Consider the following 12,103-nt stretch of genomic DNA (forward strand, 5'->3'; position numbering starts at 1 on the left):
TATTTTTTTTGAAAGCAAGATTCATAATTAAGGTAAAACTGGTTCGAAGCGGAGATAATCCAGTATGAGTGTACTTACATTTACATTCGTACTGTTTGCAGCGGTTAACCTCACCTGAAAATTACCAAAGTCTGCAGGCGTATATTCTCCTAAATAGGTTTCGCCATAGGTTAAGGGATTTACCAAATGCGTATAAAATAAAGTATAACTTAAGGTGGTTGGATTATAAAAAAAGTAACGCTGCGTAAATGCCGCCACCTGCGGATCGCCGGGTAAACCAGAAATGGCCCTGGCATACACTTTATATTTGACCACCGGCAAATTGGCTTTGGTATAAAACACCCCAAATTCGGCATACTTATGGTCGTAAACCTCAATATCGTTAAAGGTTTTCCCTAAATTATCGAGTTTAGTACGGTATAAAATCGTTCGTGCAGCACTAACAGACAGCGGTTTTTCCCCTTCGATTTTAAATTCCTGTACTTTATCCTTCAAACGGAAAGGCAGTGCATTAACCACATGCACGATTCCATTGCTGGCACGGTAAGAACGGACAATATTGGCCTTATTGATTGGCACTTTTACCCCTTTTAATGAGATAAGCGTATCTGGCAATTTTTCAATTGGGTACACGCCTTTTATGGTTAAATCTTTAACCAGAAAGAAAGAAGCATTTAAATTCGGATTGATACTTGGATAATAGCTAGAAAGTTTTGCTGATTCGGCTGTAAAGGCGGCATCCTGTAATATGAAATAAGTGTACTGCTGACTTTCGTCTCTCAGATCGGCCACATTGACCCAGTACGTATTTCTAGATACCATGGGCGGATTTGGTGCAAAAATTGGATTACCCAATACATTATAACCAATTACAGTAGCGTTTGCGGTATCGATAACGGTAACGGATAGATTATTGATGTAATTTTTTTGCAAAGCACCATCCGTGCTAGAGAGCATATAATCCCAAATATTCTGTTTGGCCGGAACTGCCTGATCTACGGTATACAATACCCCATTTTTCACAAACTGGCCAGCGCCGGCAACAGTACCTTCTTCAAATTTCGTGCTGGTAAAAACACCAAACTTATTATTCAGTAATTTTAACCTGGTGGTATCGCCTATTTTATTTAACGGATAAGTAGATAATGCAATGTGGTTGGCTACAAAATCTTTCAATTTTGCGGGATCAGAAACAATTGCAGCATCTAAATTGGCTAAAGCCTGATTGGTTGGGGCCCAAACCGTATAATTTTGCGCACTGGCAAGCACTTTATCATAACCGGTTGTTTTAACATAACCGTTAAAAATGCTTACGTTGGCCTGAGCATCAAGCTTTTGCGCAAGATCTAAGCTGTTATCTACATTGGTAAGCTTGTTATGCAGTTCCAGGTTATCTTTACAGGAATATAAAACTGTAGTGATGCTGAGCAGGGCAACGTATATGATATATTTTCTAGTCATTATTTATATTTTTAGTTCTATGGCTCAATTCGTTAAGGGCGTTTGTAAATCAGGCCCGACGGACTAAATCTTGGATAGTTCTGGTCATCATCAATTGGAATAAAGTGAATCATATCCATATTCATAATTCCGCTTCCATTACCGCGCAGTGTTGTAAACCTTACCCAGTGTTTATCAGTTGTTTTAATATCAACCACACCAGCCAGTTTCCCGACCATAACCGACCATAAGTTATTTTGTGAGATGGGCTGTAAACCATTTACGCCATTGCTTACTTCAGCAGTTGTAGCCATATAGCGTTTAAAGCCATTGGTTAACATTAATCCATCTGCAGAAGGCAAAGCCGCATTGGCGGTAGGCACCCCGGAACTGGTTAATGTTTGTGCGAAATCGACCAGATTGGGTAGTAACTGCTCTTGAGGTGTACCCACATCTACCCCAACCTGTGTAAGTGGTCCAGAGCCATTGTAGGTATAACAGATCCAAACTTTGTATTTGCCTTTTACCAGCATAGGGGTTCTGATTTCCATCCAGATGGAACGTGCCGTATTACTGGTGGTTGGGTTAAATTGAATAACATCTCTATTGGCATAACTCCGCCCATCAGATGCACCTATCGGGGTTGACGACACGGCATAAACAGGGCCGATTGTGCCCGACCGGTAAGCATCTAGCCTGATGCCCGCGGTAATTAATTTTCCATTTTGCAAGAGCTGGATGGTTTGTCCGGGTGCACGCCAGGCTGCCAGTAATTTTAATTCCGGCTGATCGCCAATATCGAAGAAAACGCCTGTAGGTACCCTTGGTTTAATTTTGTAAAAACCTTTCGATTCGTGTAAAACCCCATTTGAGGTAGTCACATTACTAAACGTTCTGTTAACTTCTACTCCTGGTTCAATCACCCCATTAAATTCATCATCATTTAATAAAACTTTCGTTCCCAGTAATTTGGTGGTTATGATTTCACTCGGCACCAATGTTGCCAATGAAGGCGACGAAACAATATCAGGGGTATAACTTGCGCCTGTTGAAATATGATAAGCCACATACATCCACAAACTATCGGCATGGCTTTTCGGATTACCTGTTTTAGAAAGTTTGGCTTTTAAAGCGGCATAATTGTTAAAACCTGCGGCTTGTAATGCCGAATCGGATTCGAGAATTACGGTCTGAAAACGGCGTGTAGTATCAGGAATTACAGCTTGTACATAGTTTAACGAGTCGTAAAAACCGGTTTCTTTTAAGGCCTGGGTAAAAATGCTGTATCTGTTATTACCTTCAATGGTAGCAGCCAGTGTTTTAGTTGAAGGGATTAACACATGATCGATAACATGGATAATGCCATTCCCAACCCGAACGTTCGACTGGGTAATCAGGGCCTGTTTGTTGATAATAAAGCTACTTATACCATCTTTAAAAGTAACGCCCGTTTGCAGGTACTGACCATAAAGGGTAATCTGCGTTAACTTACCATCGGTAAATTTACCTGTGGCCACGGTATCTGGCAAAACGTGGAAACGAACAACATCTTTCAGTTCTGCAGCTGTTAATTGATCGACTGCCGTTTTATTCAAACTTTTTAACCAATTGTTCACTGCATTATTATCGGGGGTAAACATGGTGTATTTACCATATGCCGCCAAATAACCCTTTGTACCAGATCTTTCTAAGATTTGGGTAAACAAAGAAAATTTATCAGGATTTTTCTCCAGAAACCCGGTAATATTAACATCATCGGTGGTGGTTAATGTTAAACTTTCTCTTTTACAGGCATTAATCACAAAGATTACAAATGCACTGAGTATAACCAAATAGGTAATTTTGCGGAGGTCTAATTTCACTTTCATATCACTTATTCTATTTAGTGTAAAATGGATTTTGTACAAGATTAGGATCGGTAAATAACTCGCTCTGATAAATCGGCAGGTAATGGCTATTGGGATCTCTAAATTTGGTAATGGCCGATTGCTGAAGCGTAGGCGATACGGTTTTTGCAGCAATATCTAACAGGATATCAATGCGGCTGTAGTTATTGCGTTTGGCATGGCGTAAAAGATCGAACCATCTTTTACCTTCAAAAGCAAATTCTCTGGCACGTTCGGCCAAAATATAATCGCACAAAGCTTCAGGTTCTGAAGGATCTACAGTAGCCTTTGTGGCATTAACGGCATTCCGTCTTAACCTCAGTTCATCAACCAGCGCCAAAGCTTCTGCACCACCCCCGGTTAAAGCCAAAGCTTCGGCTTTAATCATCATAATATCCGAATAACGGTAAGCCTGCCATTTTACATAAGATGGATTTTCGGTACCATATTTTTGGATGGTAAAAGCCGAATTGTAGTAAGAAGCCGCTCTGATATCATAGTTATTATCCGGATCAACATCATCTGCAATAAAGATTTCGGTGCTCAAAAACGGAGAGCCGATAAAACGTCGTCGGGTATTTACCAATAAATTATAAAACGGATTTTCAATCGCCTGATCAAATTCAAATATGGTTTCGATGGATGAACCTTTAAAAAACACATTATTGTACCAGCCAGCTGCACCAACCAGGGCAAACCGTTGCGAGCTGATGATTTTATTACACTCGGTAATACAATTTGGATAATCTTCCATCCACAGGTACACATCGGCTAACAAAGCATTTACGGTAAATTTGGTTACCCTGCCCTTATCTAACCTTGTGCTGCCATAAGTGGTAACCGCGCCTTGTTCTGCTTTTTTTAAGTCGGCAACAATTTGTTTTAAAATATCAGCCTGTTTGGTTTTTGGCAGATCCTGTAAATCGGTATCTTTTACGGTAGCGGTTAATTTTAATGGTACATCCCTAAAAGTACGCAACAGGTAAAAATACATTAAGCTTCTTAAGGTAAGTGCTTCTGCCACGTAACCGTTTAATGCTGCATCGGTAAAAGTGGGGTCGGTACCTTTAACACCAGGAGCAAAATCTAGTACAGTATTGCAATAATTAATGGTACGGTAAAATGCTGCCCATTTTGCAGTGGTATTATCCTGGGTAATATTTACATTGATAATATCCGTTTCTTCGGTTGTAATGCTGGGCCCGCCCGCAATCATATCTGCTCTAAGCTCACCATACATAAACATGTATTCCAATAAAGATTTATCAGAAATACCCGGAGGCGGCGCCAGCAAAGAGGCATAACAGCCAGAAACTGCTGCTAATACATCTTCTTTCGTTTTCCAGAACTCCTGTCTGGTAATCCCATCTCTAGGTTGAAGATCGAGCCATTTGTTACAGGAGCTGCTCATCACCAGCATCAATAATAAACAAGTGCTATATATAATATTTTTCATCAGTTTTGAATTAAAAGTTAGCAGTTAAACCGAAAGTGATTGTCTTAATTGGCGGTGTGGTAGAATTATCGATCACCGTGTTCGACCCATTTAACTTAATTGGCACCTCAGGATCCTGCCCCGTATACTTGGTAAATGTTAAAATATTCTGCACGGTAAGGTTGGTGGTAAGTGATTTCATCCCCAATCTCTTCATAAAGGTTTTGGCAAAATCGTATCTTAATACTACCGAGCTCAACCTTAAAAATGAGCCATCTTCAATGTACCGGTCAGAACCTAAAAAGTTATAACCCGTAGCATACATGGCCCTTGGCATGTCGGTAACATCTCCCTCTTTTTTCCACCGGCGCAATACGGCTGTACTTTGGTTATTAAAGCCGTACATATTGGTGGTATTAATTTTAGTACCGTTAATAATGTCGTAACCGGTGCGGAAAGTGAAGTTAAAACCTAAACGAAGGTTTCCGTTGATGGTGAGGTTAGATCCAAATCCTCCTGTTAGTTTCGGGTTACCATTACCCAGGTACACAATATCTTTATAATCGATATTCCCGTCGTGGTTAATGTCTTCATACATGGCATCACCCGGCTGGAAAACATAATCGATAGATGGATAAGCAAAACGCATGTAAATTTTATCGCCATTCGGTCCAACAATCTGGTTTCCATTTTCATCCAATGCAACTGTTGCGTTTTTATCAGGATATACCCCTTTAAACTTGAAACCATAAAACGAACCGAAAGGATTATTTTCCTGCACAAATACCTTGTACACGTTGTTACTGGTTACTTTAGCCTTATTCTCTCTTGGGTATAAAGGCGAAACCTCGCGGATGACGTTTTCGTTATGTGCAATATTGAAAGAGAGATCTAATCTTATTTTTTTCTTTTTGATCACCGTAGCATTCAGGTTTACTTCCCAGCCCTGGTTATCCATGGTACCCACGTTCATATCAACACCGCCATAACCGTTATAACTCGCTACCTGTAAACCCGGATAAAACAGATCGGTAGTGCGTTTACGGTATAAATCGAAATCGATATTTAAGTTTTTAAAGAGATTTAAGGTAATACCCAGATTGGATTGGGTAACGGTTTCCCACCTTAAATCGGTTAATTCCATATTGGTAGAATACACCCCGGCGTTATCCAGGTAACTGAAACCGTAATTCTGATAAATATTAAAGTAAGAATAATCGTTACGCGGAACGTTTCCACTTTTACCATAACTGGCCCTTAAACTAAAATCGTCGACATATTTATTCGCCTTTTTCATAAAAGGTTCGCCGGATATCCGCCAGCGACCAGAAACTGAAGGGAAAAGACCATATCGGTTAGCCGCACCGAACCTGGAATTACCATCGCCCCTGATACTCCCATTGATGATATAACGGTCTAAAAATTTGTATTGAACGTTAGCCAATAAACCTACCGACCGGGTTTGACCTAAAGATGAGGTTGCAGAACCGGTATAATTGGTACGGCTATCAACCGAAGGATCGGTTAAATAAGATGATGCCGTATTGGTTGCAAACAGGTACTGGCCTGTACGACGGCTATCTTCACTATCAAAACGTAAAAAGCCAATAATGTCGTGTTTATCGTTCAGTTTGGGCGTGTAAGCCAAAGTCATACTGGTATTCATGGTAAAAGAATCGCCATCAGCATCTGAAGCCGTATTCACCACCGATTCGGTATAAGGACGGCCTGTTGCAATTTGAGGCAGGAAGGTTTTTACCTTGGTATTGTTAATATTCACCATAAAACTTCCGTTCAGGCGTAACACACTTGGCAAAATTTCGTACTGCAAACTAAATTTTGGTGTAATACGCTCGCCCAATTGGTGATTACTACCTGCCGATGCCATGGCCAATGGATTAAAAGTACCGGCATAAGCACCTTGTGCGGTTGCAGCAGGGCTGAAAAAGTTTGAAGTTAAATTGCCATATTCATCGTACTCATAAATACTTTGGTTAGGCATTTTGGTATAAGCAACATCTCGAACGCGGGTATTAAAAAGTCCGTTCTGATCGATATGGGTATAAGAAATATCCGAACTAAACCTGATTTTATTCGACACCATATAATCTAAGTTTACCCTTGCCGAAACACGGTTTAAATCGGTGCCAATGGTTGTACCCGTTTGGTTAAAATAATTTACCGAAGCACGGTACCGGGCTTTTTCACCACCTCCTGAAATAGAAAGGTTATGGTCCTGCAGGTAACCTACCCTGGTAATGGCCGATAGCCAATCGGTATTGTTGCTGTAGTTATAATAATTGTAGGGATCATTCGGATCGTATTGAAATTCTTTTGCATATTCTGAGGTAGAGAACTGGCGGCCTGCGTTATAATATTCTTCCAAAATAAGCGAAGAATACTGGTTACCATCCAACATGGGGATGGGACTTGGCTGTTTAGAATACGAACCTTTAAAGTTATAGGAAATAGCCGGCGGACCAATCGAACCTCTTTTTGTGGTAATGATTAATACACCGTTTGCTGCCCTCGATCCCCAAACGGCTGTAGCCGCAGCATCTTTTAGCACACTAATTTCTTTAATATCAGATGGGGCAATATTTAATAACTGACCATAATTGTTCTCATCGGAGGTGGCAAAGTTAAAATCAGAAGGAATGGTAATATCGTAAGGCATCCCATCCAATACGATTAAGGGATCGGTAGCACCATTGATGGAAGATGTACCACGGATGCGGATCTGCATCGGTGCGCCCGGATCGCCTGTACTGGCGGTAATATCAACACCTGCCATACGACCTTGCAAAGCCTGATCGATTGATGCCGACTGGAGGTCTTCAAGATCTTTGGCATCGATGGTAACCGTAGCCGAAGTCTGGTCGCGTTTATCGATCGTCATTCCACTTCCGTTGCTCGTTTTAGCCCTCGAAACAATCTGAACTTCATCCATTTGATTATCAGATGCTTCCAACTGAAAATTGATCACGGCTTTATCGATATTAACCGGTGCCGAAGACTTATAACCGATGTAAGAAACCGAAATTCTATAGGTCTTATCTGCTACCGGTAAAGTGTAATTTCCATCAATATCTGTCGAAACACCTTTAATTACCCTTTTGTCCTTATCAACAATTACAACAGATGCACCAATAATAGGCTGTTTATCTTTTTTATCAATAACCTTTCCCTTTACATAGTTAATTTGTTGTGCGTAGCTTAGGGATGATACCAACAAACAGCATAGTAAAATAAAAAAACTATAATTATATCTTTTAGTCATCTCGGTTTAGAATTGATATTTTAAATAAGAATTGATTTGGTGGATAACCGTTCTGTTAGATAATACGTTGCTTCTATCGGTTGTACCGAGCAAAACATTCACAGAAGTATTGGTTACATCTCTTAGTGTGAGTGTATTAGTGGTATTGGTGGATACCGTAACCTTGGCTGCATCACCCGAATCGTTTTTAAGCAAACTTTCAAAAGAGCCCGTTTTCTGTCCATCACTGGCTACCGTACCTTTAATAATGTGGTATTGGATAAATTTGGCTACCCGGCTAATGTCTGCGGCATCTGTTGGCGCATAGTTTGGCGTTCCGTTGGCTAATTTCGGTAATAACCCAGCGGTTACCGCAGCTTGTATAGCCGCATTTGTTGGAATAAAAACGGTGTAAGAAGTTCCATCTGTAACCCCCTGGATAGCACCTGTTGCCGCAGTGTAAAGGGTTAGGTTATTTTTAAGATATTGAAAGAAGGAATAATAAGGATCGGTTGTTAAAGTTCCGTATTTTTCGATATGCTTGCTTACCGGAAGTACGGTATACATCAGTACTTTGGCTGCATAAGCATCAGCGCCGTTAACTGCTGTAGCAACCGAATCGATCTTAATACTTTTATCGGCAACCGCTGGCAAATCTTCTGTACCTGCTGAAGAGAAAAAACCATTATTGTACTTAATGTATTCGCCACCCGAAGTTTCTAAAATGCCAGCTGTGGTGGCAAAATTTGGTACGGCACGATCGCCCAGCGGGATAATATGTGTTTGCAACAATCGCCTTAAAACATTCAGATCGCCCCTGATGGGTGATGAAGGATAAAAGGGATCGTATGAGAATCCTAAACTAACCAATGTGGCATCAGGAATGGGGATAACAATATATTTTAAAGAAGCTGTTTTAATCGGAATGGCATAACCCAATACATCAAGCGCCTGTTTCATAATGTAATAGGTAGGATCTAAATTTACTTTTCCGTAAACGGTTGAAAATACGTTGGCATTTTGGGCCGCATTTACGCCGTAAAACAATCCGTTACTTAAAAACTGTTTGTCTACCACATTTGCAGGCGTAAGTTTAGTGGCCTCGCCTAAAAAGCTGTTAACCGTATTAAACTTGCTTGGCCATACGGTCGTTCTGTATAAATGGGAGTTGATAAAATCCCTGATGATGTCTGACCGTAAAGAAAACAGTTCGTTCAGCTGTGCTTTATAATTTCCGGGTTGTAACCTGTTTTTTGCATAATATTTTAACAGCACCTTTGCATAAGCTTCTACCGCCTCATCAGTTGGTGCAAAAATGGTATACATACCTATCTGTGCATCGTTGGCGTCTTCTTTCAGATAATTTTCGTTGTTGGGCGAAAAACCAAGCAGTATGCTATAGTTTTTAGCGTAAACGTTATCGCTTTTTCCGGTTAACACCTGGTAGCGATGGGTAATATCAGTATTTAAATTATAGCTTACGTATTTATCTAAAAGGGATTTGAAAGCACCATATTGTGCCTTAGTGCCGATATACTGATCGATGCTTTGTGGTGGGGTAAGTACCTTATCTACGATATGGATTACGCCATTTTCGGCCACAATATCCTGTTCGATAATTTTCCCAGGGCCAACATTTTTTCCGGTAAAGCTTGTATTGGGATAAAAATAGTTATAGTCTAGCGCACTAATGCCTGCAAAAGTGACGAAGGGTGTTAGAAAAAAGGGCAGGTTTTTATTATTGAAATCGGTTGATAAATAAGTTCCGTTACGGTTTCCCGCAATTACCTTTATCGCTTTACCATCGTTATCTACGCCATCGTAAACAAAATCGTAATAAACGGTACGTCGCCTGAAACCAACATTTTTAACGAAACCTTTTGATGTTAAGTTATCGCTTAAACGTTCTACCTTCTCTCCATCGTAAGTCATCGAATAACGTACAATTGCCGAAGCCAGTGTTGCATTGATTTCGGTTAAGTTATTTTCAGACATGTAGGTGGTAAAAGCCGCATCTGTTGGTGCAAAAACCGTCCACGAACCCGCCGTACTCAAGGTTTCTTTGTAGCCCGATTTATCTATACAATCTAAAAATCTGGTAAAATTTCCTTTGGCCTGGAGTTGTTGATAAATTGGATCGGCTAATGTTTCAGGACGGCCATAGAACTCATCAAATTCTTTTTTCCGGCAAGCGCTGAGAATGAATATAATCGTCAAATTAACGATTAAAAATTTTTGTAAAATTTTACTCATAGCAATTTCATTGGATAAACGGCCATTAAATACTGGGCAATAAAAAGCTATGGATCTAAATCAATTAGAAATTAAAAAATGCAAAAACTGACTTAAAGGGGTGAGTAGATTTTTACTGCATAGAATCGTATTAACGTTCGTTAATTAAATAGTTGGTTAAAAAGTTATTTGGTTAGTGAATTATTTCTTAAATATAAAAAGGTCGATTAAAACTCCCATCCTGTACTATCCTGTCTTTTTACTATAAAATATTATCATAAAAAGATTATATCCACCTACACTACACATAAATCGTTTTAAGTAAGGCTGAGTGCCTTTAAAAAAAAATAAACAACAGTATTAATGGTCAAAAAAAATATGAAGAGTACAAGAAATAAGACAAAATACAAGGTTATTATCCAATGGGCTGTGAAGTATTATCTAATGAAATACTGCTGGGTTTTAAAGCTATTTGGTATTCATCCATGCTTCTGGTATGGCAATCACACAGATATTCATCGATCGGTTGTCTTTCGACAACATCGCAGACTGAATTTCGATTTTTTTACCATCCGGACTCATGGTAGGATGCGGATGATCTGCAGCGCTTTGTTTATGTCCTGCCGAGAGCAATTTCATTTCATGCGTTTTCCTGTTAATGAGATAAATGCTCCTCGAAAAATCGTCGCCAACCGCCCATTTACCGTCTGGCGAACCGCTAACATGCCAAAGCCCGCTACCTGTTGGCGTTTGCCCTTCAATTCTCATTTCCCTTGTCCTTAAATTTACAATCGCCAGCCCGGTGGGTTTTTCTCGGGTACCTGATGGTCCCCAGCCATTTTCCTGCCCCGGATTAGCGCCATTTACCCCGGTTTGCGGAGCAGATACAGCACCCGTTCCAGGTATAGGCCTGTGCCCCATAATGGCCATGGCTACCTCATCGCGCGAAATTACGGCCTCGTGGGTAACCCATTCATAATCAGCCTCCGGATATAGCGGCCGTAATCCCGTTCCATCAGCCATTACCGTCCAGGTTCGTTGCGGCGATTTCCCTCCGGTTTCCCAACAAAAAACAATTTCGCCGGCAAGCCAGGGATTGGTTTGTATATGCCCTACCTGAAAAGGAACGGAAACTACATATTTGATTTCGCCGGTATATATATTCATCCCTGCAATACCCGCAGGACCAGCGCCCATTTTCCGTGGTCCGAAGTTCGGTTCCAGTTTAGTTCCTGCTACAAGATGTTTAGCCGCTTCTTCTTTACCCACCCTGAAATAAGCCCAGTTTTCGTCGCCATCAAGCGCCATATCGCCACCTGCAGCAATTTCTTCGGGCGTAGTTCCACAAATGCGCTCGTAAGTGGATAAGGATTTCATTTTGCCAGATTTACTATCTGCAAATACCTTCGCCAGATCTACCTCTACAATTTTCACTGCGCCGCCTGCGCGTTTATTCGAATCCACATTCCGCATAAAATAGAGCTTCATCGATTTTCTGGCCACATTCAACATTCCGGTATAACCACCTTCGGTCACCTGAACCAGGTCTCCTGTTTGCTCATTTACAGCCATTGCCTCGCCTTTAACCCTGCCCGACCGAAAAATGAGCCATTGCCCGTCAGCAGTCCACTGGTTATGCGTTTGATAAATTTTCGAATCTCCGGCAGGCGTACTGGTTAGAAAAGTCAGTACAACACCTGTAACGGGATCTTTAAGCACTTTTCTTTCCGAAGGAAAACGTTTACCCATCTGTGCGTAACCAGGGGAGTAATTAAATACAAACATGCAGGTAAAAACGGTTAGGAGAAAGGAACAGGAGGTATATTTCATCGTTATTTTGATTAAAAGCGG

General features: G+C 40.7%; 6 protein-coding genes. All 6 read right to left on the minus strand.

Translation table 11 applies throughout. The features are described 5' to 3' along the window. Positions 1–27 precede the first annotated feature (27 nt). Positions 28–1,461: a fasciclin domain-containing protein gene (locus AC07YT_RS06340; protein WP_086545619.1), complete on the minus strand. Its 1,434-nt coding sequence runs from the start codon at positions 1,459–1,461 to the stop codon at positions 28–30. Between the two features lie 32 nt (positions 1,462–1,493). Then, on the minus strand, positions 1,494–3,308 hold the full coding sequence (locus tag AC07YT_RS06345) for a fasciclin domain-containing protein (RefSeq protein ID WP_086545618.1): 1,815 nt from the start codon (positions 3,306–3,308) through the stop codon (positions 1,494–1,496). 10 nt (positions 3,309–3,318) lie between these two features. Then, positions 3,319–4,782 (minus strand): RagB/SusD family nutrient uptake outer membrane protein, encoded by a 1,464-nt coding sequence (locus AC07YT_RS06350; protein WP_086545617.1) that lies wholly within the window; start codon positions 4,780–4,782, stop codon positions 3,319–3,321. 10 nt (positions 4,783–4,792) lie between these two features. Next, positions 4,793–8,041, minus strand: coding sequence for a SusC/RagA family TonB-linked outer membrane protein (locus AC07YT_RS06355; RefSeq protein WP_086545616.1), 3,249 nt, complete (start codon positions 8,039–8,041; stop codon positions 4,793–4,795). Between the two features lie 6 nt (positions 8,042–8,047). After that, complete coding sequence (locus tag AC07YT_RS06360) at positions 8,048–10,273, minus strand: fasciclin domain-containing protein (protein WP_086545615.1); 2,226 nt, start codon at positions 10,271–10,273, stop codon at positions 8,048–8,050. Between the two features lie 447 nt (positions 10,274–10,720). Then, positions 10,721–12,082 carry a TolB-like translocation protein gene (locus AC07YT_RS06365; protein WP_494945232.1) on the minus strand — a complete coding sequence of 454 codons (1,362 nt, stop codon included), beginning with the start codon at positions 12,080–12,082 and terminating at the stop codon, positions 10,721–10,723. Between the last annotated feature and the right edge of the window lie 21 nt (positions 12,083–12,103).

It is taken from the genome of Pedobacter sp. GW460-11-11-14-TSB4 (assembly GCF_059423705.1).

Bases quoted from the DNA above. Each gene is read 5' to 3' on its own strand.
- AC07YT_RS06365 (WP_494945232.1), bottom strand. From the start codon at position 12,082: ATGAAATATACCTCCTGTTCCTTTCTCCTAACCGTTTTTACCTGCATG.
- AC07YT_RS06340 (WP_086545619.1), bottom strand. From the start codon at position 1,461: ATGACTAGAAAATATATCATATACGTTGCCCTGCTCAGCATCACTACA.
- AC07YT_RS06345 (WP_086545618.1), bottom strand. From the start codon at position 3,308: ATGAAAGTGAAATTAGACCTCCGCAAAATTACCTATTTGGTTATACTC.
- AC07YT_RS06360 (WP_086545615.1), bottom strand. From the start codon at position 10,273: ATGAGTAAAATTTTACAAAAATTTTTAATCGTTAATTTGACGATTATA.
- AC07YT_RS06350 (WP_086545617.1), bottom strand. From the start codon at position 4,782: ATGAAAAATATTATATATAGCACTTGTTTATTATTGATGCTGGTGATG.
- AC07YT_RS06355 (WP_086545616.1), bottom strand. From the start codon at position 8,041: ATGACTAAAAGATATAATTATAGTTTTTTTATTTTACTATGCTGTTTG.